The organism is Nocardia sp. N2S4-5, assembly GCF_044628355.1.
GTDB lineage: Bacteria > Actinomycetota > Actinomycetes > Mycobacteriales > Mycobacteriaceae > Nocardia > Nocardia wallacei_B.
Map to the genome: position 1 here is coordinate 7,812,432 of NZ_JBIUPM010000001.1, position 24,988 is coordinate 7,837,419.

Below are 24,988 nucleotides of genomic sequence, written 5' to 3' on the forward strand. Positions count from 1 at the left end.
TGGGCGGTCGGCGAGCGCGGCGGGATCCGCAGCGGCTCAGCGTGTTCCGAGTTCGGCGTCGAGCAGTGCGAACAGCTCGTGGTCGGTGGCCCCGGTGACATCGGCGGTGGCGGCGGCGGGCGCGCCGGTGAGCTGGTTGAGCGAGGCTCGCAGGCGGTCACGCAGTTCGGCGTGCACGGCCGGTGCGAACGGGGTATCGCGCAGTGCGCGTTCGAATTCCGCGACCAGCTCCAATACCGGCGGGCGGGCGCCGGCCGTGGCGATCCGGTCGCACAGTTGCCGGACCAGCGCGCCGACGGTGGCGTGGTCGAACAGGGTGGTGGTGGGCAGGTCCAGGTGGAAGGTGGCGCCGAGATGGCGCGCCAGCTCCACCGCCGCCAGCGAGCCCAGGCCGATGTCGCGCAGCCGGTCTTCGGCGGCCAGCACCGGCGGCGCGCCGCGGATGGTGCGGGCGACGCTCGCCGCCACGACGTCGAAGACGACGCGGTGCTGCTCGTCGGGCGGCAGTGACGGCAGCGCCCGCAACCACGCGGGCGGGGCGGCTGCTGGCTCGGAAGGCGTTGCCGTAGCCCGCTGTTCGTCCGGAGACTGATCGTCTGCCGTCGTGGCGAAGACACTGTGGTCCTCGTCGGCCAGCGCCGCGCGGATGACGATCTTGTCGATCTTGCCCATCGCATTGCGCGGAATCTGCGCGGCGTGCACCACCCGCGTCGGCAGCTTGTAGCGCGCCAGCTCGCCCTCGGCGAAACGCCGCAGATCGGCCAGGGTGGGCCGGAGTTCGGCGCGGCTGCTCACGATCGCGACGACGCTCTCGCCCTCATGCGGGTCGGGCACTCCGACCACCGCCACATCGGTCACGCCGGGACACCGCGCCAGCACCTGCTCGACCTCGGCCGAGTACACGTTGTCCCCGCCCACGATGATCATGTCCTTGCGCCGGTCGACCAGGTAGAGGCAGCCGTCGCGGTCCAGATAACCGATGTCGCCGGTACGGAACCAGCCGTCGAGGAACGCGGCCGCGGTGGCCTCGGGGGCATTGCGATAGCCACCGGTCACCGTCGGCGCGCGCAGGCACACCTCGCCGGGCTCGCCCGCGTCCACCGGTGTCCCGGCGGCCGGGTCGACGATGCGAATCTCGGTGTAGGGCAACGCGAGTCCGGCCGAGGCGGCATGCTCGGCGGTGCGATCGGCGGGCAGGCAGGTGACGAACAGCGTCTCGGTGAGACCGTACGCCTGCTGCAGCGCGATGCCGCGGTCCAGGTATCGGCCGATCAGCGGCGCGGGTGCGGGCGCACCGGCGGTGACCGCGGTGCGCAGGGCCGACAGATCCGCCGCGGGGAAGCCGGGCAGGGCCGCGACCGCAGCGAACATGGCCGGTACCGCGAAAACGGTGGTGACCCGGTAGTCGACCAGATCCGCCAGCATCCGCGGGGCCTGGAAGTCGCGGCGCAGCACCACCGTTCCGCCGCGCAGCAACGTGCGCAAGGTGAAACAGCCCAGCGGCGCGGTATGGAACAGGGGCGCCACCACCAGGGTGACATCCAGCGGCGCGGCGGCCGCCACCATGTCCATGTTGACCCCGTTCCACCACAGGTTCCCGTGCGTCAGCTGCACACCCTTGGGCCTGCCCGTGGTGCCCGAGGTATAGGCGAGCATCGCGGGCCGGTCGGCCGGGCACGGTACGGGTTCCGGGACCGTGTCGCCGGCCATCGGTGGTAGCACTTCCCAAGCGCCGCTGGGGGTTTCGTCGAGGTCCTGGCCCGGGTCGCCGGGCACGAGCAGCAGCCGTGCGGAGCTTCCGGCGGCCTCGGCGATCTCCCGGTGCCCGGGTTCGACCACGAGGGTGTGCGGCGCGCAGTCCGCGAGGATCACCGCCACCTCCGGCGCGGTCAACCGCGAATTCACCGGCACGAACACCGATCCCAGCCGTGCGGCCGCGAGAAAAGTGGCCAGGAAGGTGACGCTGTTGCCGCCCAGGTACACCACGCGGTCGCCGTCGCCCGCGCCGCCGTCGGCCAGCACCGCCGCCAGCCGCCGGGCCTGCGCGGCGAGTACGTCGTAGCTGTAGGTGCCGCCCTCGTACACCACCGCGACCCGGCGCCCGGCCTGCCGGGCCAGGGCGTCCACGCGAGCCGCCGGGCCGAGATCCACCGCTGCCGTCATCGAACCTCCCGCTGTCATCACTTTCCGCTGCCGCGTCACGCCGAATCCGGCAGTGCGGCAGACAGATTCGTGCGGTACCCGGTTCGCCGCGCGAACTCCGCGATACCCTCCAGGTGCCGCGGTCCGAGGTCGAAGTCCAGGGCGCGGGTGTAGTAGCGCCGCAGGGTGTCCGCGTCGAATTCCTCCCAGCGCGCGGCCCGTTCGCACAACTCGTCCATCTCCGCCAGCGCCACATCGCGCGCGGTCAGCAGGTCGGCGTGCACGCGGCGCACGGAATCCGGTTCGCGCAGGGCGAATTCGCGCCGCACACCGAGGACGGCGAAGACGAACGGCAGCCCGGTCCACTCGCGCCACATCTGCCCGAGGTCGTGCACGATCAGGCCCCGCTCGGGCGCGTCGAACAGCGCGGTGCGCAGCGCGACGTCGCCGATCAGCACCGCGGCCGGGGCCTGCGCGAACATGATCGCCGGGTCGGGCGGGCTGACGAAGAACCGGGGCCGCACCCCGACGTAGTCACTGAGCAGCAGCCTGGCCAGCCGCACCGAGGTCCGGCTGGTCGAGCTCAGCGCCACCGGGACGCCGTCGAGCCGGTCCAGCGGCACCCGGCTCACGATCAGGCACGACATCACCGGTCCGTCGCAGCCGATGGCCAGGTCCGGCAGCAGCTCCAATTCGTCTGTGTGCGACAGGTATTCGACCAGACTGATGGGGCCGAGGTCGATCGATCCGGCGGCGAGCGCGTCGCTGAGATCGTCGGGGGTGCCGTGCACCAGATCCAGTTCGATCAGGTTGCCGGTGCGGGCCAGCCCCCACATGATGGGGAGCCAGTTGAGGAAGTCGATATGGCCGACCCGCGGACGTTGCCGCACGGTCGTGCGGTGCCGGTTGCGGGCACCCGGGCCGGACACTGAGCGCATAGGCCCACTGTTGTCCAATCACCCAGGAGCGGTAACCCCTACGCGTCCCCTAAGCTCGTCATTCGGCCGCACGACTGTGCGGCGGCACGGGGATCCGGTCGGGGTCGGTGGCGTGCTCGCGCAGCAGCCGCAGCATCGCCGTGCGGGCCCGGTCGAACACGGCGGGCTCGTCGAGCAGCGTCGAGTCGGCCACCGCGCTGCGCTCGATGGCCGCCAGTTCGAAGGCCAGCTGCGCCGGATCGGTCGCGGCGGTGATCTCGCCCAATTGCTGGGCCTCCACGATGGTCTGGCGGTGAAAGTCGTGCCACTGCTGCCACACCGAGACGATGGCGTCGCGCACCCGGCCGGGCCGCGACCCGAACTCGGAGCCGACCGACAGGAAGAAGCAGGCGCCGTCGGCCGCGGCGTCCCTGCTGGTGTGGTCGAGCCAGGCCTCGCACAGCGTACGCAGCCGCTCGATGCCCGAGGGCAGCCGCAGCGCCGGGCCGATCACCTCGGCGATGAAGGTCGACTTGGCCTCCTCGATGGCGGCCAGCTGAAGTTCCTCCTTGGACCCGAAGAGCCCGAATACGCCGCTCTTGCTGGCGCCGAGGGCAGTGGCGAGCCGGCCGATGGTCAGCCTGTCCAGGCCCTCCACCGCGCCGACCTGGACTGCTTCACGCAGGATGGCACGGCGGGTGTCGTGGCCGCGTGCCGGGCGAGTCTCCGTCATCGACCCGTGTCTCCTTTTTCACAACCCCTGGGCGAGTACCCCTCGATACCCATCGTAGCCGAACGATCGTTCGGCCAGACTGTTCGGTCCGTGCCGTAATCCGCGCGCTTTCGTGAGTCGTCGGTCGTCACCGCCTTGACCGGACCGAACGATCGTGCGTTAATGAACCCGCACGAACGTTCGGTTCAACAGACTGTGAGGTCTTCCCGATGTGCCCTCTCGTGATTCCCCGGCAGGTGGACGATGACTGATGACGTCGCCGACAAGGTCTCGAACCAGGCGTCGGCATACCCCCTCCCCGCAGGAGCCCGCGCGCCGATCGAGCCGCGGCGAGTCCTGCTGATTACTTCGGTGGCCACCTTCGTGGCCTTCCTCGACATGTCCGTGGTGAACGTCGCGTTCTCGGACATCTTCGAAAGTTTTCCCGGTACCGCGCTGCCGACCCTGTCGTGGGTGGTGTCCGGATACGCCGTGTTCTTCGCGGCCGTGCTGACCCCTGTGGGCCGCTACGCCGACGTGTTCGGCCGCAAGGCGGTCTTCCTGTGGTCGCTGCTCGCGTTCACCATCGCCTCCGCGCTGTGCACCGCGGCGCCGACGGTCGAATTCCTCATCGGCGCAAGGTTTTTGCAGGGCCTTGCGGCCGGTGGCATGATCCCCGCCGCTCTCGGCCTGGTACTCGGCGCCTACCCGCCCGAGCGCCGGGTCACGGCGGTGGCGGCCTGGGCGGCGGCCTCCTCCGCGGCCGCCGCCTTCGGTCCCGCCCTCGGCGGACTGCTGGTGTGGGCCTGGGACTGGCGGGCGGTGTTCCTGATCAACGTCCCGGTCGGCCTGGTGGCCTTCGTGGTCGGGCGCACCTGGCTGCCGGAGATCAAGCCGGAGGTGCGGGAGCGGCCCGACCCGGTGGGTGCGATCCTGATCGCGCTCGGCGTCGGCGCGGTGGTCGTCGGACTCACCCAGGGCGGCGAATGGGGTTGGCTCAGTGCCGGATTCATCGTCACCACGGTCGGCGGCCTGGTGTTGCTGGCCGCCGGGATCCTGCGCTCCATGCGGCAGCGGGTGCCGGTGTTCGAGGTGCACCTGTGGGCCGACCGCAAGTTCGCCGCCGCCAGCGCCGTGTCGTTCCTGTTCGGCATCGCGATGTTCGCGTGGCTGCTGGCCTGCCCGCTGTACACCATCGTGGTCTGGAAGTACTCGATCTGGGAAGCGGGACTGGCGAATTCGCCGGGCGCGTTCACCGCCGCGATCGGCGCCGGCGTCGTCGGCAAGTCGAAGCATCCCGACATCCAGCGTCTCGCGACGATCGCCGGTGCGGTGCTGTTCGGCATCTCCGGGGTGCTGTTCGCGCTGCTGCTGCACGAGCAGAGCCGGTTCCTGGCGGTGTGGCTGCCGGTCGGCCTGCTGTCCGGGCTGGCGATCGGCCTGCTGATGACCGCGGTGTCCTCGGCCGCGGCGACCTCGGTGCCGCAGGAGAAGTTCGCCTCCGGGTACGGCATGAGCATGACCGCCCGGCAGATGGGCGGTGGCCTCGGTATCGCGGCGTTCGCGGCGATCACCACCACGATCACCACCGGCTGGCTGGACGGGCTGCACGCGGTGTTCTGGTTCGCCGCCGCCGCGATGGTGCCGGTGGTGCTGGCGGCCCTGCCGATGACGGGCTCGCCGGCGGCGCCGGTGGCCGCCAACGGTGCGGCCCCGCGGATGCCCGCGCCGGGAGCGCCGTGACCATGTGTGATCGAACTCATAGCATGAATTTCAGGGCGCCGAGCGGGGCCGGTGAAGACCGCCGCTCGGGTCGGAAGGGCGGCTGACGCCGACAGCGCGCAATTCGAGAAAACATATCGATCCCGACCGGGCGTATCGGATTCTCCGATACGCCTGATCGGCGTGTGCGTACGAGTCGCCATTTTTCCGGCGGACGTGGATAATTTACGATGAACGAGTTCTGTCGGACTCGGTCGGAGCGTGGGGGGAAATCAAGCTAATGCGGCCCAAACATGGGATGTTCCAACGAATTTCGCCGCCGGGATACCGCGTTCGCGGTGTGGTTACCGGACATTGCTGTGAACACTTTCGGTCGTTCGCACGATTACCATGACGAACGGTGGACGCCGGGGTCCTCGTACCGTATCCGTTACCGGCCGCAACAAATCCGCGACTGGTCTGTTGGGTAAGGGTGCTTCCCTTGGTAGCAGTTGAAAGAATCGCAGAATCGGAACAGAGAATTACGGGTGGGACCGTTTCTGTCGGGGGGCGCGGTCGACCTTGGCCGGTGCCGGCGGCACTGGCCTACCTGCGCCGAGGCGGCGCCGGACGGGTTCGGGTGGCGCAACTGCTGGCAGTACTGGATCAGCCGACCGCGCTGTGGATCCTGGCGCGCGTGCTGGACGCGGAACCGGCCGCGGTGGCCGCGGTGGTGCGCGAGCTGACCGCGGCGAATCTGGTGGCGTACGCGCAGTTCCGGCGGCGCGACGTCCGCGACGCGGTGTTGCGCGAGGTGCCGGTGACGGTGCGGCAGCGGCTGCACCGCCGGATCGCCGAGGTGCTCGAGGACGGCGGCGCGCCCGCCGTGCGGGTGGCAGATCACCTGCTCGGCGCCGACGATATCCGGATGCCGTGGGCGGTGCCGGTGTTGCGCGCGGCCGCCGAGGACGCCATCGCCGACGACGAGATCCACCGGGCCATCGACTATCTCGAACTGGCCTGCCGGCTCTCCGACGACGACGCCGACCGCGCGGTCATGCTGATGATGCTGGCGATGGTCCGCTGGCGGCTCAACCCGTCGACGTCCAACCGCAGCTTCGCGCGGCTGCTGGTGGCGGTGCGCGGCGGCGCGATGCCGGTGGCGTGCCTGCCCATGGCGGCCCGATACCTGCTGTGGCACGGCCGCACCGACGACGCCGCGGTGGCGCTGCGACTACTACGGTCGGCCGCCCGCGCCGGTGACGAGACCGGCATCGCGGGCTGGTCGGCGCTGCGGGAATGGCTGGCCTGTCACTATCCGGGGCTGCTGGACGGCTCCGAGGCGCCGATCGGCGGCAGCGAAACCGACCGTGCCGCAGCATATCTGCGCAGCGGCTGGGCCGAGTCCGACGCCGACGCCGCCCGCCTGCTGTCGGACGTGTTCACCCACGGTGCGTGCGACCACGCGATGGCGCGGGCACAGCGGCTGGTGCGCGCGCACCGCCTCGACGACACCACCTTCGGCGCGCTGCTGATGGTGCTCGACGGCATGGTCTACAGCGATCGGCTGGATTCGGCGGCGATCTGGTGCGAGTCGCTGATGCTGGAGTCGGCGGCGCGGCGGGCGCCGGCCTGGCAGTCGATCTTCGCGATCTGGCGGTCGGCGATGTTCGTGCGCGCGGGCTCGCTGGACGCCGCCATCGGTCACGCGGGCAGCGCGCTGGGCCGGGTGCGCGGCGAAAGTCTGGGCACCTACGCGGGTTTGGCGGTCGCCAGCCTGGTGGAGGCCTCGACGGCGGCGGGGCGCTATCGCGAGGCCGCCGCCTACCTCGACACCGAACTGCCCGACACGGTGCCGCTGTCGCGGATCGGCCTGCACTATCTGCGCGCGCGGGGCCGCTACCGGCTCGCCATCGGCGACCACGAGTCGGCGCGCGCGGACTTCACCCTGTGCGGCGAGCGAATGCGGGCCTGGCGCATGGATATTCCGGGCATCGCGGCCTGGCGCAACGATCTGGCCGAGACGTATCTGGCGGCCGGTGACCTGTCCGCGGCGCGCAGTTGGGCGGCGGCGCACGTGCAACACATTCGCGGCGCCACCCGTCATTCCAGCGGCGCGACCTCGTTACGACTGGTCGCCGCCACCAGCGCGCCCGCGCAGCGGGTCGGGTTGTTGCGCAAGGCGACCGAAATCGCCGCGGCGGGCCCCGACATGCTCGAATTGGCCACGGCGCTGGCCGATCTCGCGCAGGCATATCTCGATATCGGGGAACGGGATCGGGCGCGCACCGCGACGCGGCGGGCACTGCGGCTGGCCGAGCAGTGCGGCGCGGAACCGCTGCGGGCCCGGCTGGCGGGCGCCCGCGGACCGGGCCTGCACTCGGTGCCGCCGACCGATAATCCGCGCGGGGCGCTGGACACGCTGAGCCCGTCGGAGCTGAAGGTGGCGCGGCTGGCGGCGGCGGGTTGCCGCAATCGCGATATCGCGCGGGATCTGCACATCACCACCAGTACCGTCGAACAGCACCTCACTCGCGTCTATCGCAAGCTCGGCGTCACCCGCCGCACCGACCTGGCGGTCGTGCTCGGCGGGAGCGAGCCGGAGCGGACGGAGGCGGTATGAGCCGGTGTCACTGCCGCAGGATCTGCTCCAGGAGCTTCTCGCCCTCCAGCAGCAGGAGGAACAAGCCGTAGTAGATCGTGAGCATAGTGAATAAGTGTGCAACACGACGTGCCGGCGGGTGCGGGTTTGGTCGGGAGATCCGGGGCGGCCCTGGTCAGCGCGGCTCGCGGAGTATCGCGGCCGCGCGGTCAGGGCCGCGGGTCCGGGGAGCCGGGGAAGCCGGGCTCGAAGAGTGCAGGCGGCCAGGTGAATTCGGTCTCGGCCAGCACCTTCGCGATCTGCTCGGACGGCATCGGATGGTGGAAGTACCAGCCCTGCGCGGTATCGCAGCCCATGTCCAGCAGCCGCTCGGCCTGGTGCTGGGTCTCCACGCATTCGGCGGTGACGGTCAGGCCCAGCTCGTGGCTCAGATCGATGATGCTCTGCAGCACCAGCAGGTCGCTGCGGCTGGATGTGCCGGGCGTGCGGATGCGGTGGATGAACGGCCCGGCCAGCTTGACCACGTGCAGCGGCAGCCGGCCGAGATAGGCCAGATTCGAGTAGCCGGTGCCGAAGTCGTCGATGGCGATGCGCACCCCGGCCTCGGTGAGCGCGCGCAGGGCCTGCAGCGGCCGCCCCGCCGCGTGCATGAACGCCCGCTCGGTGAGCTCCAGCTGTAGCCGGTGCGGGTCGATTCCGGTGTCGTCGATGGTCCGCCGCACCCGGTCCAGCCAGGTCGGGTCGGCCACCTCCGCGGCCGAGACATTGACGCTCAGCACCGGGGTGCGCGGCCCGTAGGTGTCCTGCCAGTCGCGCGCGGCGCGGCAGGAGTCGGCGAGCACCACCGCGCCGAGCGCCCCGATATGCCCGCCGTCCTCGGCGAGTTCCACGAACCGGGCCGGGGTCAGCACGCCGAGGTCGGGATGCCGCCAGCGAACCAGTGCCTCCACCGCCACCGGCGCCCGGCCGCTGAGCGCGACGATCGGCTGGAAGTCGAGGAAGAACTCGCCCCGGCCCAGCGCGGCGGGCATCGCCGCGGACAGTTCGGCGCGGGTGTGCTCGCGGCGGCGGCGGTCGGCGTCGAACATCGCGTAGCGGCCGCGGCCGTCGGCCTTGGCCCAGTACATGGTGGTGTCGGCGGCCTGCAGCAACTCGTCGGTGCTGGTGTGCCCGGCGCGCTGCACCGTCACCCCGACACTGGCGCTGACGTTGAGCCGGTGGCCGTGGATGTCGAACGGCCGGGTGAACGCGTCCAGTACGGTGCGGGCCAGTCGCGCGAGATCGCCGCCGCTGGCCGCGCGGGGCACGAGAACCACGAATTCGTCGCCGCCCATGCGCGCCACCAGATGATCCGGCTCGGTGATGCAGGCGCTCAGGCGCGCCGCGGCCTGGGTCAGCAGTTCGTCGCCCGCGGCGTGGCCGAAGGTGTCGTTGACGCTCTTGAAGTGGTCGAGATCGACGTAGCAGAGGCCGACCCGGGCGTCGGGATCGGCGAACGCCGTGGCCAGCGCGTCGAAGAAGCGGCTGCGGTTGGCCAGCCCGGTGAGCGGGTCGTGGTGGGCGCGATAGTGCAGCCGCTCGCGCAGCACGCGCTGCTCGGAGATGTCCTCGACCAGTACCAGCGTGTACTGCGGCAGGCCCTGCTCGTCGCGGATGAGCGACACGTTGATGTTGGTCCACACCGTGTGGCCGTCGCGGTGCCGATACGCCTTCTCCAACTGCACGTTGTCGTGGTCGCCGCGCAGCACGCCCGCGTACAGCTGCCACATGCCCGGCGGGTCGTCCGGATGGGTCAGTTCGGCGACGTTGAGTTCGGCCATCTCCTCGGGCCGGTAGCCCAGCAGCGCGGCGAAGGCGTGATTGACCTCGATGATGCGGCCGGTCATATCGGACAGTCCGGTGCCGATCCCGGCTTGCGAGAACACCGCCCGCAACCGCGCCTCGCTGGTACGCAACCGTTGTTCGGCCAGCTCCCGCGCGGCCAGCACCGCGGTATGCACGCTCTCCTGCTCGCTCAGCAGCCACGCCCGGAAGGCCCGCACGTAGCCGGAGGCGAAGGCGGCGAGCACTTCCGCGGCCCGGTGCGCGCTCACCCCCGTGGCCGCGAAGTGGTCACTGAGCACGGCGATGCTGCGGCCCAGCACCTCGTCGCCGACGAAATGGGCGCGCGCCAGCCGGCCGCCGGCCTCGGCCGCGCGCACGGTGCCGCCGCTGCGGGACACCGCGTGCAGGTCGGCGGCCAGTCCGGTCAACAGGTCGCGTACCTCGGCGGCGCTCAGCGGCACGACGTGATCGCGGGCCCCGCCACCGAGGGCGGCCGCCCACCGCTCGGCCAGATCGGCGTGCAGGACGTCGTCGGACCCTTCCCACGCCATAAGATTCGATCCTAGTCGGCGGCGTCGCCGCGTGTGAACCGCATACGTTTCGAAGGTTGCTCGAATACGATTGCGATGCTTCGTTTTCCGGTGCAGAGAGGTTGCGCGATGACCAGACCGAGTTGGGCGCCCGAGGGAATTGATCTGGACCGGCCCAGCGCCTCGCGAGTTTACGATTTCTTCGTCGGCGGCATGCACAATTTCGAGATCGATCGCGTGCTCGCCCGGCAGATCGAGTCGTTCACCCCGAACGTCGCCGAGACCATGCGCGCCAACCGGGATCTGCTGCGCCGGTGCGTGCGTGATCTGGTCGACGCCGGGATCACGCAGTTCCTCGACCTGGGTTCGGGCATTCCGACGGTCGGCAACGTGCACGAGGTGGCGCAGGCGCGCAATCCCGAATCACGGGTGGTCTATGTCGATATCGATCCGGTCGCTGTCGCGCACAGCCAGGCGATCCTCGCCGGGAACGAGCGCGCGAGCGTCGTGCGGGCCGATATGGCCGATCCCGAGACGATTCTCGCCGATCCGGAGGTGACCCGGTTGCTGGACTTCGCGCAGCCGGTCGCGGTGCTGTTGCTCGGGGTGCTGCACTTCGTGCCCGACGACGCCGACCCGGGCGGTTGCGTGGCGCGGCTGCAGGAGGCGGTCGCGCCCGGCAGCTACATCGCGATCACGCACGCCACCGCGGACGGGCAGCCCGCGGAGGTGCTGGAGGCGCAGAAACTCTCCGGCCGCACCTCCACCGAGATCGTGCTGCGCGGCAAGGACGAGATCGCGGCCTTCTTCGGCGACTGGCCCCTGCTCGAGCCGGGCCTGGTGCACCTGCCGCTGTGGCGGCCGGAGAACCCCGCCGACGTCGGGGAGCGGCCCGAGATGTCCGGCGCGTACGGGGGTCTCGCGCGCAAGGAATGACCGCGGGAAGTGCTGGTCCGAGCGGTCGTGCTGGATGGAAGCAATTGGTGCCGAGTCGTTTTCGCGGATCCACGGCCGACCGCGGCGGCGGCGACTGTAAGGTGTGAGCGCCTCGACGTAATTGGAAGGATTGTGGTGCGTACACCTTTGCTGATGGTTGTGTTCGGACTGGCGCTGGCGGCCGGTGGGCCGAGCGTGATAGCGGCGGCCGACCCGCTGCCCGGCGTGAGCGCCGCGCCGATCGCCGAACCGGTGATGCTGGGCGCGGACGCCGACGGCCAGGCCGTCACCTTGTCGTCCGGCCAGGAACTGGTGGTGGCGCTGCCGGACACCCCGTCCACCGGCTACCGCTGGCAGGTCGCCGAGATCGACCAGGCCGTGCTGCACCAGGAGGGTGAGCCGCAGTTCCGCCAGAACCCGGGCGACCTGATGCCCGGCGGCCCCGGCAACTCGGTGTGGGCCTTCACCGCCGGGGACCGCGGCGCCAGCCACCTGACCCTGGTGTCGGTGCGCCCGGGCGACCCCGCCCCGGCACAGCAGTTCTCGCTCGACGTGACCGTGAACTGAGCCTGCCGCACAACGACATCCGGCCTGGGCGGACACTTTTCGCGCCGTCGCGGCAACACGTGCCGCGACGAGAAGATTCGTGACCGCCCAGGCCGGATGTGTTCGTGTCGGGGCCGTCTCGTCAGGACACCGCCACCAACCGAGCCGCGTTCGCCGACACGTCGTCGACCGCCTCGTTGGCGGTGAGTTCGGCCCGGACCCGGTCGCGATAGCGGGCCAGTTCGGCGGTCTTGGTGGCGTCGTCCCAGCGCAGATGGCTCGCGATCAGGTCGGCGACCACCTCGGCGGCGGCCAGGCCGCGGTCGGGTACCTCGATGGAGATGCGGGTGCGGCGGGTGAGGATGTCGTCCAGGTGCAGGGCGCCCTCGTGGGTGACCGCGTACACCGCCTCGACACCGAGATAGTCGCCGCTGCCCGGCAACCGCATGCCCAGTTCGGGCGCGGCGTCGATCATCGCGATCAGCTCGGAGGCCAGCGAGCCGTAGCGCTCGAGCAGATGGGTCACCGTCTCGACCGGCAACCCCGCCCGCCGCGCGACCGTCTCGGCGTCGGCGCGCAATTCGTGATAGCCGACCGCGCCCAGGACCGGCAGACTCTCGGTCACCGACGGCGCCACCGCCCGCCCGAAGCCCGCCACCGCGGCATCGACCACATCGGCGGCCATCACCCGGTAGGTGGTGTACTTGCCGCCCGCGATCACGAACAGGCCCGGAACCGGTTCGGCCACCGCGTGTTCGCGCGACAGCTTCGAGGTCTCGTCCGAGGCGCCCGACAGCAGCGGCCGCAGCCCGGCGTAGGTGCCGACGATGTCGTCCTCGGAAATCGGTTCGCGCAGTAGCGAATTGACGTGATCGAGGATGTAGCGCACGTCCGTCGCGGTCGCCACCGGGTGGTCGCGGTCCAGCGACCAGTCGGTGTCGGTGGTCCCGATGATCCAGTGCGCGCGCCACGGGATCACGAACAGCACACTCTTCTCGGTCTTCATGATCAGGCCGGTGCGCAGGTCCAGCCGCGCGCGCGGCACCATGATGTGCACGCCCTTGGACATGCGCACCCGGAACGGGAAGTCCACGCCGGTCATGGCGTTCATCTCGTCGGTCCACACGCCCGTCGCGCTGATCACGCTGCGGGCCCGCACGTCGTAGGTGCGGCCGCTCTCCAGATCGGTGATCGTCGCGCCGGCCACCCGATCGTGGTCGCGCAGCAATGCCGTCACCTTGGTGCGGGTGAGTACCGTGGCGCCGTGCTGGGCGGCGGTGCGGGCCAGCATCATGGTGTGCCGCGCGTCGTCGACCTGGGCGTCGAAATACCGGATGGCGCCGACCAGGGCGTCCTCGCGCAGCGCGGGCGCGAATTCCAGTGCGCGCGAACGGCTCAGATGCCGGTGCATGGGCAGTGCGCGGGCGCCGCCGAGGGTGTCGTAGAGCGCGACCCCGGCGCCGATGTAGGGACGTTCCCAGTGCCGCCGCAACGGGAACAGGAACGGCACCGGGTGCACGAGGTGCGGGGCGAGCCGGTTCAGCAGCAGGCCGCGCTCCTTCAGCGCCTCCCGTACCAGGGCGAAGTCCAGTTGCTCCAGATACCGCAGCCCGCCGTGGATGAGTTTGCTGGAGCGGCTCGAGGTCCCGGCCGCCCAGTCGCGGGCCTCCACGACGACGGTGGTCAGGCCGCGTGCGGCGGCGTCCAGCGCGGCGCCGGCGCCGACCACACCGCCGCCGATGATCAGGACGTCGATGTCGTCGCGGCCCAGGGAGCGCAGCGCGTCGGCCCGGTACTGCGGGTCCAATTGTGTTGTCACAGCGGTATTTCTCTCTCGTGTTCCGTACGGGTCAGTCGTCGACGTCGACCCAGTCGAGCGTGCGGGCCACTGCCTTCTTCCATCGCGCGTAGCCGCGTTCGCGTTGCTCCTCGCTCGATGTCGGGGTCCAGCGCTTGGATTCCTGCCAGTTCTGGGCCAGTTCGTCGACGTCCTTCCAGAAACCGACCGCCAGCCCGGCGGCGTAGGCGGCGCCGAGCGCGGTGGTCTCCGACACCACCGGCCGCGACACCGGCACGCCGAGGAAGTCGGCCTGCAACTGCATGCACAACTCGTTGGCGGTGACGCCGCCGTCCACTCGCAGCACGTCCAAGCGCACGCCGGAGTCGGCCTGCATGGCCTCCACGACGTCACGGGTCTGATAGCAGATGGCCTCCAGCGCGGCGCGCGCCAAGTGCGCGTTGTTGCTGTAGCGGGACAGGCCGACGATGACGCCGCGCGCGTCGGAACGCCAGTAGGGCGCGAACAGGCCCGAGAACGCCGGGACGAAGTACACCCCGCCGTTGTCCTCGACCTGCCGGGCCAGCGATTCGCTCTGTGCCGCACCGGAAATGATGCCGAGCTGGTCGCGCAGCCACTGGATCGCCGAGCCGGTCACCGCGATCGAACCCTCCAGCGCGTACACCGGCCGCTGGTCGCCGAACTGGTAGGCGACGGTAGTGAGCAGGCCGTGCTCCGAACGCACCATTTCCTCGCCGGTGTTGAGCAGCAGGAAGTTTCCGGTGCCGTAGGTGTTCTTGGCCTCGCCGGGGCGGAAGCACAGCTGGCCGACGGTGGCCGCCTGCTGATCGCCGACCACGCCCGCGATCGGCACCTCGGCCTGGAACGGGCCGTCGGCGGAGGTGGTGCCGAACAGGTCCGGATTCACCGAGGGCCGGATCTCGGGCAGCATCGCGCGCGGCACCCCGAACAGTTCCAGCAGTTCGTCGTCCCAGTCCAGCGTCTCGAGGTTCATCAGCATGGTGCGGCTGGCGTTGGTGACGTCGGTGACGTGGTTGCCGCCGCGCGGACCGCCGGTGAGGTTCCACAGCACCCAGGTGTCGGAGGTGCCGAACAAGGCGTCGCCGCGCTCTGCCGCCTCCCGCACGCCGGGGACGTTCTCCAGGATCCATTTCAGTTTCCCGCCGGAGAAGTACGTCGCGGGCGGCAGACCGGACTTGTGCCGGATGGTGTCGGCGTGGCCGGCGCGCTCGAGGTCGGTGACGATGCGGTTGGTGCGGGTGTCCTGCCAGACGATGGCGTTGTAGAAGGGCCGCCCAGTGCGCCGGTTCCACACGATGGTGGTCTCGCGCTGATTGGTGACACCGACCGCGGCCAGGTCCTCGGCGGTCAGATCCGCGTGTGCCAGTGCGGTTTTGATGACGGTGCTGGTGCGTTCCCAGATCTCGGCCGGGTTGTGCTCGACCCATCCGGCGCGCGGCATGATCTGCTCGTGCTCCAGCTGCCAGCGGGCGACTTCGTTGCCGCCGTGGTCGAACACCATGAAGCGAGTGCTGGTGGTGCCCTGGTCGATGGCTCCGACATACCGGGTCATCGTGGGTCCTTTCGCAAAAGTGATGGGGGAGAAGGGTATACGGGATCAGAAGACGGCGGCGGCGACCAGGCCCGCGAGCGCGCCGCCGACCAGCGGGCCGAGCACGGGCACCCAGGCGTAGGCCCAGTCGTTGGATTTGCCTTGCGGCGCGGGGCCTTCCGCGGGCTCCCCGGTCGCTCGCGCGCCGACGCCCGCCGTGGCGGGAACCCGAGTCGCCGCGGTCCGGGTCACCGGCAGGACCGCGTGCGCCAACCGCGGGCCCAGATCGCGCGCCGGGTTGATCGCGTACCCGGTGGGGCCGCCCAGTGACGCGCCGATGCCGACCACCAGCAGGGCCGCCGCCAGCGGGCCCAGCCCGCTCGGGGTGTGGCCGATGCCGATGATGACCAGCACCAGCACGAAGGTGGCGATCACCTCGGTGGCGAAATTCCAGCGGTAGGAACGGATTTCGGGACCGGTGGCGAAGACGCCGAGCTTCTTCCCGGCGTCCGGCTCGGCGTCGAAGTGTTTCTTGTAGGCCAGATAGGCGGCGGTCGCGCCGAGGAACGCGCCGACCAGCTGCCCGGCGACATAGGCGATCGTGGTGGCGGCGGTGATCGCGATGCCGGGCGCGTACTCGTCCGCGCCGCTGAACAGGATCCCGATCGTGACGGCCGGATTGAGGTGGCCCCCGGTCTTGTAGGCGACGTACACGCCGCCGAACACGCCCAGCCCCCAGCCGAAGTTGATCAGCAGCCAGCCGCCGTCGAAGCCCTTCGTCTTCGCGAGCAGCACGTTGGCGACCACGCCCACGCCGAGCAGGGCCAGCACGCCCGTGCCGAGCGCCTCGCTGAGGAAGATCGACCCGAAGTTCACCGTTGAGCCTCCGTCCGCCGTCGGCCGCCCCGGTGCGACCGTCCTGGCCGCGACGCTACGGCCGCGGCGCCGCCTCGAACACCGTGGTCGTTCGACAATGTCGAACAGGACGGGTGGAGCGTGCTCGTCGCGAAGGCTACCGTCCGACCGTGGTCAGCAGGGGACGGCCCAGGTCACACCGCGTGGTCGCGGCAACGCCGGGCCGGTGCGCGTGTTCGGCGCCGCCGAATCCGCGGTGGCGAGTTAGGTTGCGTGCATGCCGGGTCCGATTCAGTCGATCGAGCGCGCGGCGGCCGTGCTGCGCCTGCTCGCCCGCTCCGGCCGCCTCGGGGTGGGCGAGATCGCCGGGGCGCTCGGGCTGGCGAAACCGACCGCGCACGGCATCCTGCGCACCCTGCGGGACGTGGGGTTCGTCGAGCAGGATCACGACAGCGGCAAATATCGGCTGGGCGCGGCCCTGCGCGAGGTCGGCACCGGCTACCTCGATCCGAACGACCTGCGCTCGCGGGCGATCAACTGGGCCGACGGGCTGGCCGCCCGAACCGGCGAGGCGGTGCGGATCGCGGCGCGGGCGGGCGGGGACGGTGTCGTGGTGGTGCACCACGTATTTCGTCCCGACAACACCGAGCAGGCCTTGGAGGTAGGGCAGGAACTGCCCGCGCACGCCACCGCGCTGGGCAAGGTATTGCTGGCCGCCGACGCGGATCTGGCCGCGCGGGTGCTGCGCGGGACACCGGTCGCGCTGACCCACCGCACTCTCGCCGACCCCGACGCGCTGACTCGGGAGATCGCCGCGGTCCGGCAGGCCGGATGGGCGGCGGAGATCGAGGAGTTCCGTTCCGGCACAGCCGGTCTCGCCGCGCCGCTGCGCTCCCACGGCGGGCTCGTGGTCGGGGCGATCGGGGTCGCGGGGGTGGTGGACCGGCTCTGTGACGCGCGGCTGCGGCCGCGGGCGCGGCTGGTCGGGTACGTCCGCGAGGCCGCGGGTGCGGTGTCGCGGGAACTCGGGGCGCAATGACGGCCCGCCGCATGGGCGTTTCCAGTACGGAATATGTTGCCGCTCAGAATGTTTCGATAGGAAGTGGCCGCGCATGACGCAGCGATACGTGCTGGCGATCGACCAGGGCACGACCTCGAGCCGGTGCATCCTGTTCGACCAGCGCGCCCGGCTGGTGGGCGTGGCGCAGCGCGAGCACCGGCAGTACTACCCGCGGCCGGGGTGGGTCGAACAGGACGCGGCCGAGATCTGGCGCAATGTGGAGCGCATCCTGCCGCAGGTGCTCCGGGACGCCGGGGTGAGTGCGGAACAGATTGCGGCAGTGGGGATCGCGAACCAGCGCGAGACGACCGTGGTGTGGGATCGGCGCACCGGAGTTCCGGTCGGCCGCGCGATCGTGTGGCAGGACGTGCGCACCGAGGAACTGGTCCGGGGGTTCGAGAGCGCGACCGGGACGGAGCGCATCCGGGAGCTGTCCGGCCTGCCGCTGGCCACCTACTTCGCCGCGCCGCGGCTGCGGTGGCTACTCGACACCGTGCCCGGCCTGCGCGAGCGGGCCGAACGCGGTGAGGTGCTGTTCGGCACCATGGAGAGCTGGCTGATCTGGAACCTCACCGGCGGCGTGGACGGTGGCCTGCACGTCACCGACGTCACCAATGCCAGCCGCACCCTGCTGATGGATTTGTCGACCCGTACCTGGTCTCCGGAGTTGTTGCGGTTCTTCGGAATTCCCGCCGCGATGCTGCCGCGCATCCAGCCCTCGACCGCGTCGTTCGGCACCGTCCGCCACCCGGTGCCGGGGTTGCGGATCGCGGCCGCGCTGGGTGATCAGCACGCGGCGCTGTTCGGCCAGACCTGTTTCGCCCGTGGGGAAACCAAGTGCACCTACGGCACCGGTGGCTTCCTGATGATGAACACCGGCAGCGAACTGGTGCGCTCCGAGCACGGCCTGCTGACCACGATCGGCTATCAGATCGCGGACGAACCGGTGTACGCGTTGGAGGGCCCGATCGCCATGACCGGCTCGCTGGTGCAGTGGGTGCGCGACAACATCGGGCTGGTCGCGACCGCTCCGGAAATCGAAACCCTCGCGCGCACAGTCGAAGACAACGGCGGCTGCTACCTCGTCCCCGCCTTCTCCGGCCTGTACGCCCCGCACTGGCGCAGCGACGCCCGCGGCCTGCTGATCGGCCTCACCTCCTACGTCACCAAGGGCCACCTGGCCCGCGCGGTACTGGAGGCCACGGCCTGGCAGACCCGCGAGGTGGTCGACGCCATGAACGCCGACTCCGGCCTGCAGGCCCGCGCCCTGCGCGTGGACGGCGGTATGACCTCCGACAACCTGCTGATGCAGATCGTGGCGGACGTACTCGACACCCCGGTCATGCGCCCCTTCGTCGCCGAAACCGTCTCCCTCGGCGCCGCCTACGCCGCCGGCCTGGCCGTAGGCTACTGGCCGGATCTGCAAGGGCTGCGCGGAAATTGGCGAGTAGCCGCCCAGTGGTTGCCCCACATGGACCCCCACCTCCGCGAGTCCGAATACGCCAACTGGCAACGCGCCGTATCCCTCACCTACGGCTGGGCCCGCCCCGCCCTTCCTGAACCCCGTCGATAGCCCGTCGAGCAGAACTTCGGTCCTGCCCGGATGGGCCGAAGCGAGGCTGCCGCATGGAGAGGTGGTAACTCGAGATGGCTGGCGTGGGAGCGTGGTCCCAACCCGCTTTGACGAACGCAGGCAGGAAGGCGCCGATCCACCGGCGAGTCCGCGTAACGTTTCGAGGGTGGCAATCAATTAGCGAGGTAACGAGACTTACGCGTCCGGGGCGGTGCGTCTGAAGCTCGCTAAATGAGAGGCGGATCGACTGTGGGCCGCAAGCGGGGCTTTTTCGCGGAGATGCAACACCAAGCGAGAGTTGCGGAGCAGCGACGGCAGTGGGAGCATGCCGCGGCCGTGCGCGCGCATAACCACGCAGTGCGCGAGGCTGAGCGAGCTCGCCAACATGAAGAGCGGGCGCGCGCTGCGCTATCGCGCGCGCATGAAAGCGAACGGCGTGCAGCGGAGGCAGCGGCGCTAAGGGCATATCGTGACCGGCGGGTCAGCGAAGCGGAGGCCGCGACGACCCGATATGCGGAAATCTATGACCAGATCGACACCGTACTGGCTGCGACCCTCGACGTTGACGATTACGTCGATCTCGAGACCCTTCGTCGCACCGCTGAACACCCCGAGTTCGCCCCGGGGATCCTGGCTGAGCCTGTCCCTCATCCGGCGTGGGTGCAAGCACCACCCGAGCCACAGTTCACGCTGCCACCCGAACCGGCTGGGCTGGGGAAGCTGTTCGGAAGGGGCAAGCACGAGCAACAGGTCACGGTCGCGCACCAACGGTGGCAGCGAGAGCACACCGCGTGGCTGCACCACGTGCAAGTCGACATTCCTGCGCAGAATCTACGGTTGCAGGCCGAGCATCAAGGCTTGGAAGCCGTGCGTCATGAGCGGCTGAGCCGAGCCCGCGCCGACTACGAGGAGCAGTGCCGACAGCACGAGGCCGCTATCGCCCAACACAACGCTCGTGTCGACGACCTCATTGCACGACTGGCTGCTGACCAGCCTGCTGCTATTGACGAATACGTCGGAATTGTGTTGTCCAACTCGACGTATCCGGACGGATTCCCCGTCGACTACGACTACACCTTCGACGGTGGGCTACGTGAATTGACCCTGTCGGTCACCGTGCCCGCGCCCGACTCTGTGCCCTCGATCAAGCAGGTCAAATACATCACTGCATCGGACGAGAACAGGGAAACGCCTGTGTCGCAGAAAGATCAGCGTCTGCGCTACAACACTGCAGTGACGTCGGTGGCTCTGCGTTCACTGCATGAAATCTTCGAGGCAGACCGCGCTGAGCGCATCGAATCCATCTCCCTCACTGTGGCAACTGCCGTCGTCGATCCGGCGACCGGTCATCCGGCCGAGGTGCCTTTTGTCGCCGCAGCGGTGTCTCGGAAGCAGTTCCTGGACTTGAACCTGGCCGAAGTCGAGCCGGCGGCTGCCCTGACCGGCCTGCGCGCGCTCGTCTCGAAAAATCCATTCGCGCTGATTCCGATCGCAACATCCAGCGGAGTCCGGCGATGACCACCGACCCCGTGCGCGACCGATCTGGCGCATTGATCCGTCTGCGGGCAGAGAACCATGAGCTGCGAGTGCGCTTGCAACAGATCGAAGATCAAAATGACGCAGACTTTGTGGCGGCGGGGTTCTATACGCATCAACATCCGCTCGAAGGCTCCACTGCATACGGCGAACGTCTTGCGAAAATCCGCGAAGTGCTCAAAGAACTGATCCGAAACAAGGCCGCGATCGAGACCTCGCCGGGGTTCATCTATGACAACTCCCTTGCCAAGGGAAAGAAGATGACCAGCGACCTGGCTCAGTTGATGTTGCGCGCGTACAATGCCGAAGCCGAGAACTGTATACGTTATGTCAAGGCGGGCAACCTTCGTGCAGCGATCACGCGACTGGAGAAATCTGCCACAGCGGTGGCACGACTCGGCGCGATGATGGACATGCGCGTCAGTCCCGGCTATCACAACTTGCGCATTGAGGAACTCACTCTCACCGCCGAGTTTCTGATGAAGAAACAAAAAGAAAAGGAGTCTGCTCGGGAAGAGCGGGAACGGCTGCGAGAGGAAGCGCTCGCGCAGAAGGAGCTGGAAGCCGAACGAGAACGACTCGACAAGCAACGTCATCATTATTTGAACGTGCTTGCGGCACTCGGTACGTCAGCTCCCGACCGCCAGGGTATCGAAGCGAAGCTCGCCGACGTCGATGCAGCCATTGAACGTAACGACTACCGGATCGCAAATATCCGAGCAGGCTACGTATACGTAATCAGCAACCTAGGAGCCTTCGGCCCAGGAATCGTCAAAATCGGTCTTACCCGTCGACTCGAGCCTATGGACCGCGTCCGCGAACTGGGTGACGCGTCGGTACCCTTCTGGTTCGACGTACACGCCCTCTTCTTTTCGGAGGATGCCGTAACGGTCGAAGCGGAACTTCACAGACGGTTCGCGGATCGCAGGGTCAATCGCATCAATCTTCGGCGAGAGTTCTTCTATGCCACACCGTTCGAGGTCAAGGACCAACTCGCGGAGATCGCGGGACACCTTATCGAATTCACTGCTGAGCCCGAGGCGGAACAGTATAGGCTAAGTGTTTCGATGGGTGTCCCATCTGACAAGTAATTTTGACAGTTCATGAAATACGCCAATGGCCGCGGATCACGTCGTATGCGAACCGGGTCGCCCGGGGCCCGCCCCTCTCAATAGCCTCTCGCTCGATTTCGCCGCCTGGCCGACAATCCGCACCAATGCACGACCCCGCCCGCCGCGGCACGCGGCGGGCGGGGTCTTTGCCGGGTCAGTCCAGGCAGCCGTGGGTCTGGAGGTCGGCGTATACGTCGTCGGAGACGGTGAGGGCCGTGCCGGGCCGCACGCCGGCCAGTACGCTCACGCCTACGTTGTTCTCGAGTGAGCACCCCAGCAGATTGGTGGTGACGGTGATGGTCTCGTCCGCGTGGGCTACTCCGGAACTCAGTACGGCCGCGCCGGTCAGTGCGAGGGCGGCGGCGCCGGTCTTGACGAATCGCATGGAATATCCTCCTCAATTCGTGATCGGACGCGGCGGATGTCGGTCGTTTGTCCAGGTAAAGCGGGTTTTCGGCCGACGTTCGCCGCGATTGCGCGCCCAAGAGTAGAGGGTGCCGTGCGGGGCTTCCGCGGCGGCCCGGCGCTGATCGCTCAGCGCAGGTCGCGGGCGAGGCGGGTCGCTCCGACCGCCATGTAGCTGCCGGTGAGGGCGACCAGGGGTACCGCCGCCGAGCGGGCGACGTCGCCGCGGGCGAGGTGTCCCGCGCCGTGGGTGGTGTCCATGATGTCCACCATGAGGGCGATGCGCTGCCAGCGTCGCCGCTCTGCCGCGGGCGCGGTCAGGTAGCCGAGGCCCAGTGCCACCGCTCGGGCACCGAAAATCCTTGTGAGGTAGACGGATTCGGGGGAGAGTCGGATGCCGAGTGCGCGGCCGAGCTGCCGGGGCGCCAGCAGGGACGCCGCACCCAGCACGATCCGGCCGGCCGCCAGTCCCCGCAGCGCCGCGGCCAGGGTGCGATCGGCGCGCGATTCCTGAGTCGATGTCATGGTTCGAGCATGCTCGCCGCGGCGCGCCGAGGCGATTACCCGTGAGGTAAGACCGGACAGATTTCAATCAGTGATTGAAACAATGATTGAACATGTGCTTGACTGGCGGGCATGAGCGAGAAGGTCTCGGCGGTGGGCACCCGCGAGCGGCTGCTGGCCGCGGCGGAGCGGCTCCTGCTGACCGAGCGTTACGACGACGTCTCCGTGCGCGCCATCTGCGCTGCGGCACAGGCGAATCCGGCCGCGGTGCACTACCACTTCGGGTCGAAGGAGGCGCTGGTGACGGCGCTGCTGGAGGACCGGCTGGGACCCCTGTGGTCGGATCGGATGTCGGCGCTGGCCGCGGCGGGCGCACCGGTTCCGGACCTCGTGGAGGCGGTGCTCGCGCCGTTCCTCGAGCTGTCCGCCGATCCGGTGGGCCGGCTGCACCTGCGGTTGCTGGCCCAGTTCGTGCTCGGCCGGCACGGCGGCGAGTGGCGGCAGCCGTGGTTCCGGATCGACGCGTGGGCCGGTCTGCTGCCCGGCCTGCCCGCCGCGGACGGCGGCCGCCGCTGGATGCTGGCCTTCGAAATGATCATCATGCGGTTCGGTGGCGCGCACGAACGCCCGCCGTCACCGCGATCGGTGGCCGCACTGCGCGATTTCGTGATCGCCGGGCTGACCGCACCCGCGGGCGGCGAGCGATGACCGACATCTTCACCCCCGCCAGGCTCGGCCCGATCACGGTGCGCAACAGGGTGATCAAGGCGGCCACCTTCGAGGCCCGCACTCCCGACGCGCTGGTCACCGACGACCTGATCGAATTCCACCGGGAGGTCGCGGCGGGCGGCGTCGGCATGACCACCGTCGCCTACTGCGCGGTCGCGCCGGGCGGCCGCACCGATCGCCATCAGCTGTGGATGCGACCGGAAGCCGTTGCGGGACTGCGGAAGCTGACCGATCGGGTGCATGCCGAGGGCGCGGCGGTGAGCGCCCAGATCGGGCACGCCGGGCCGGTCGCCAACGCCGCCTCCAACCGCGCGCCCGCACTCGCGCCGAGCCGGTTGTTCAGCCCGCTCGGCATGCGCCCCATGCACGTTCCCGATGAGGCCGAGATCCAGGAGCTGATCGCCGCGCACGCCGAGGCGGCCCGGCTGACCGAGCAGGCCGGATTCGACGCGGTGGAAATCCATTTCGGTCACAACTATCTGGTGAGTTCGTTCCTGAGCCCGCTGCTGAACCGGCGCCGCGACCGTTACGGCGGGTCGACGGCCGCCCGCGCTCGGCTGGCCCGCGAAATCGCCTGTGCGGTAAGGGAAGCCGTCGGCGACCGACTGGCGGTGACGGCGAAACTGAACATGGCCGACGGTGTCCGCGGCGGGCTCACCGTCCCCGAGTCGCTCCAGGTCGCGAGCTGGCTGGAGGCCGACGGCGCGCTGGACGCGCTGGAACTCACGGCCGGCAGTTCGCTGCTGAACCCGATGCTGCTGTTCCACGGCGATGCGCCGCGGCGGGAGTTCGCACGGGCCCTGCCCACTCCGGCGCGCTGGGGTATGCGAGCGGTCGGGCGGGTATTCCTGAAGGAGTACCCGTACCGTGATACCTACCTGCTGGATTGGGCCCGCCAGTTCCGCCGCGAGCTGTCGATGCCGCTGATCCTGCTGGGCGGCATCACGGATCTGGACGGCATGAAGACCGCGCGGACGGAGGGCTTCGACTTCGTGGCGATGGGCCGGGCACTGCTGCGTGAACCGAATCTGTTGCACCGCATCCGATCCGACGCGACCACCCGCTCGGCCTGCATCCACTGCAACCGGTGCATGCCGACGATCTACGACCGCACCCGCTGCGTCTACCGGCCGGATCGCACGGTACCGCTGCCGTCACTGTCCGGGGACAGCGTCGAAGGAGAGCACATATGACGGGACGATTGTCCGGACGCGTCGCGCTGATCAGCGGTGCGGCCTCGGGGATGGGCGCCGCGCACGCCCGCGCCTTCGTCGGCGAGGGCGCCCGCGTGGTGCTCGGCGACATCGCGGCGGAGGCGGGCAAGCAGCTCGCCGACGAACTCGGCGAGCGCGCGGTGTTCGTGCCGCTGGACGTCACCCGTTCGGGCGATTGGGACGTCGCGGTGGCCGCCGCGGTGGCCGCGTTCGGCAAGCTCGACGTGCTGGTCAACAATGCCGGGTTGCTCGACGGCGGGGCACTGGGCGACTTCACCGAGGAGCGGTGGCAGCGCATTCTGGCGGTCAACCTCACCGGGCCGTTCCTCGGCCTGACCGCGGCCCGCGACGCGCTGGTCGCGGCCGCTCCGGCGGCGGTGGTGAACATCTCCTCGGCCGCGGGCATGCAGGGGGTGGCGGGCATGCACGGCTACACGGCGTCGAAGTTCGGGCTGCGCGGGCTGACCAAGTCGGCCGCGCTGGAACTCGCGCCCTTCGGCGTCCGGGTCAACTCGGTACACCCGGGCGGCATCGCCACGCCGATGATCGGAGCCCAGCCGGGCACGGTCGCCATCGACCGCACGGCGAACACCTTGACCAGACTGGGCGCGCCCGAGGAGATTTCCTCCCTGGTGGTGTACCTGGCAAGCACGGAGTCCAGCTACTGCACGGGTGCGGAGTTCGTCGCCGACGGCGGCATGACCGCCGGATCCACCCTGGGCTGATAGCGCGCCGGGCCG

The 24,988-nt window shown here is 69.5% G+C and carries 20 protein-coding genes; 11 read left to right on the forward strand and 9 right to left on the reverse strand.

The features are described 5' to 3' along the window. Positions 1-36 precede the first annotated feature (36 nt). The 3 genes from ACFMRZ_RS36050 to ACFMRZ_RS36060 are packed head-to-tail and all read right to left on the reverse strand — an operon-like array spanning position 37 to position 3,792. Entirely contained in the window at positions 37-2,163 is a 2,127-nt protein-coding gene (locus ACFMRZ_RS36050; RefSeq protein WP_400182618.1) for an AMP-binding protein, read from the reverse strand. 35 nt (positions 2,164-2,198) lie between these two features. After that, complete coding sequence (locus ACFMRZ_RS36055) at positions 2,199-3,080, reverse strand: menaquinone biosynthetic enzyme MqnA/MqnD family protein (RefSeq protein WP_400182619.1); 882 nt, start codon at positions 3,078-3,080, stop codon at positions 2,199-2,201. 58 nt (positions 3,081-3,138) lie between these two features. Continuing rightward, a complete protein-coding gene (locus ACFMRZ_RS36060; RefSeq protein ID WP_400182620.1) occupies positions 3,139-3,792 on the reverse strand; it encodes a TetR/AcrR family transcriptional regulator in 654 nt (217 codons plus the stop codon). A 243-nt stretch (positions 3,793-4,035) separates the two neighbouring features. Here ACFMRZ_RS36060 and ACFMRZ_RS36065 point away from each other — a divergent pair, with 243 nt between their 5' ends. Together ACFMRZ_RS36065 and ACFMRZ_RS36070 are read left to right on the forward strand one after the other, a co-directional pair. Next, on the forward strand, positions 4,036-5,514 hold the full coding sequence (locus ACFMRZ_RS36065; protein ID WP_400182621.1) for a DHA2 family efflux MFS transporter permease subunit: 1,479 nt from the start codon (positions 4,036-4,038) through the stop codon (positions 5,512-5,514). A gap of 547 nt (positions 5,515-6,061) precedes the next feature. After that, complete coding sequence (locus ACFMRZ_RS36070; protein WP_400182622.1) at positions 6,062-8,095, forward strand: LuxR C-terminal-related transcriptional regulator; 2,034 nt, start codon at positions 6,062-6,064, stop codon at positions 8,093-8,095. A 188-nt stretch (positions 8,096-8,283) separates the two neighbouring features. On the opposite strand, the gene ACFMRZ_RS36075 is transcribed toward ACFMRZ_RS36070, so the two are convergent. Further along, the gene (locus ACFMRZ_RS36075) at positions 8,284-10,449 is read right to left on the reverse strand and encodes a bifunctional diguanylate cyclase/phosphodiesterase (protein ID WP_280362549.1); all 2,166 of its coding nucleotides are present in this window, start codon (positions 10,447-10,449) and stop codon (positions 8,284-8,286) included. A gap of 108 nt (positions 10,450-10,557) precedes the next feature. Here ACFMRZ_RS36075 and ACFMRZ_RS36080 point away from each other — a divergent pair, with 108 nt between their 5' ends. Together ACFMRZ_RS36080 and ACFMRZ_RS36085 are read left to right on the forward strand one after the other, a co-directional pair. Continuing rightward, positions 10,558-11,364 carry an SAM-dependent methyltransferase gene (locus ACFMRZ_RS36080; protein WP_400182623.1) on the forward strand — a complete coding sequence of 269 codons (807 nt, stop codon included), beginning with the start codon at positions 10,558-10,560 and terminating at the stop codon, positions 11,362-11,364. A gap of 153 nt (positions 11,365-11,517) precedes the next feature. Further along, on the forward strand, positions 11,518-11,931 hold the full coding sequence (locus ACFMRZ_RS36085; RefSeq protein WP_280362548.1) for a protease inhibitor I42 family protein: 414 nt from the start codon (positions 11,518-11,520) through the stop codon (positions 11,929-11,931). A gap of 121 nt (positions 11,932-12,052) precedes the next feature. On the opposite strand, the gene ACFMRZ_RS36090 is transcribed toward ACFMRZ_RS36085, so the two are convergent. From ACFMRZ_RS36090 to ACFMRZ_RS36100, 3 genes are read right to left on the reverse strand one after another with little or no spacing between them, the layout of a single operon-like run. Further along, the gene (locus ACFMRZ_RS36090; RefSeq protein ID WP_400182624.1) at positions 12,053-13,729 is read right to left on the reverse strand and encodes a glycerol-3-phosphate dehydrogenase/oxidase; all 1,677 of its coding nucleotides are present in this window, start codon (positions 13,727-13,729) and stop codon (positions 12,053-12,055) included. Between the two features lie 31 nt (positions 13,730-13,760). Continuing rightward, positions 13,761-15,281: a glycerol kinase GlpK gene (glpK, locus tag ACFMRZ_RS36095; protein WP_280270486.1), complete on the reverse strand. Its 1,521-nt coding sequence runs from the start codon at positions 15,279-15,281 to the stop codon at positions 13,761-13,763. A gap of 45 nt (positions 15,282-15,326) precedes the next feature. Continuing rightward, complete coding sequence (locus ACFMRZ_RS36100) at positions 15,327-16,136, reverse strand: MIP/aquaporin family protein (RefSeq protein WP_400182625.1); 810 nt, start codon at positions 16,134-16,136, stop codon at positions 15,327-15,329. 256 nt (positions 16,137-16,392) lie between these two features. Between ACFMRZ_RS36100 and ACFMRZ_RS36105 the strand changes: the two genes are divergently transcribed. From ACFMRZ_RS36105 to ACFMRZ_RS36120, 4 genes are all read left to right on the forward strand, one after another. Continuing rightward, positions 16,393-17,154: an IclR family transcriptional regulator gene (locus ACFMRZ_RS36105; RefSeq protein ID WP_400182626.1), complete on the forward strand. Its 762-nt coding sequence runs from the start codon at positions 16,393-16,395 to the stop codon at positions 17,152-17,154. A gap of 73 nt (positions 17,155-17,227) precedes the next feature. Beyond that, entirely contained in the window at positions 17,228-18,748 is a 1,521-nt protein-coding gene (gene glpK, locus ACFMRZ_RS36110; RefSeq protein WP_400182627.1) for a glycerol kinase GlpK, read from the forward strand. Between the two features lie 249 nt (positions 18,749-18,997). Further along, positions 18,998-20,266, forward strand: coding sequence for a hypothetical protein (locus ACFMRZ_RS36115; RefSeq protein ID WP_400182628.1), 1,269 nt, complete (start codon positions 18,998-19,000; stop codon positions 20,264-20,266). Then, positions 20,263-21,375 carry a DUF4041 domain-containing protein gene (locus tag ACFMRZ_RS36120; protein ID WP_400182629.1) on the forward strand — a complete coding sequence of 371 codons (1,113 nt, stop codon included), beginning with the start codon at positions 20,263-20,265 and terminating at the stop codon, positions 21,373-21,375. The genes ACFMRZ_RS36115 and ACFMRZ_RS36120 overlap by 4 nt, the downstream gene beginning before the upstream one ends. Positions 21,376-21,550: 175 nt before the next feature. On the opposite strand, the gene ACFMRZ_RS36125 is transcribed toward ACFMRZ_RS36120, so the two are convergent. Both ACFMRZ_RS36125 and ACFMRZ_RS36130 read right to left on the reverse strand, forming a co-directional pair. Next, the gene (locus ACFMRZ_RS36125) at positions 21,551-21,781 is read right to left on the reverse strand and encodes a hypothetical protein (protein WP_400182630.1); all 231 of its coding nucleotides are present in this window, start codon (positions 21,779-21,781) and stop codon (positions 21,551-21,553) included. Positions 21,782-21,930: 149 nt separating this feature from the next. Further along, positions 21,931-22,326: a hypothetical protein gene (locus ACFMRZ_RS36130; RefSeq protein ID WP_280273626.1), complete on the reverse strand. Its 396-nt coding sequence runs from the start codon at positions 22,324-22,326 to the stop codon at positions 21,931-21,933. Positions 22,327-22,437: 111 nt separating this feature from the next. Between ACFMRZ_RS36130 and ACFMRZ_RS36135 the strand changes: the two genes are divergently transcribed. From ACFMRZ_RS36135 to ACFMRZ_RS36145, 3 genes are read left to right on the forward strand one after another with little or no spacing between them, the layout of a single operon-like run. Continuing rightward, positions 22,438-23,013 (forward strand): TetR/AcrR family transcriptional regulator, encoded by a 576-nt coding sequence (locus ACFMRZ_RS36135; protein ID WP_400182631.1) that lies wholly within the window; start codon positions 22,438-22,440, stop codon positions 23,011-23,013. After that, positions 23,010-24,227, forward strand: a complete 1,218-nt coding sequence (locus tag ACFMRZ_RS36140) for an NADH:flavin oxidoreductase (RefSeq protein ID WP_400182632.1) — start codon at positions 23,010-23,012, stop codon at positions 24,225-24,227. Before ACFMRZ_RS36135 ends, ACFMRZ_RS36140 begins: the two co-directional genes overlap by 4 nt. Then, positions 24,224-24,973 (forward strand): SDR family oxidoreductase, encoded by a 750-nt coding sequence (locus ACFMRZ_RS36145; RefSeq protein WP_400182633.1) that lies wholly within the window; start codon positions 24,224-24,226, stop codon positions 24,971-24,973. The genes ACFMRZ_RS36140 and ACFMRZ_RS36145 overlap by 4 nt, the downstream gene beginning before the upstream one ends. The last annotated feature ends 15 nt before the right edge of the window (positions 24,974-24,988 follow it).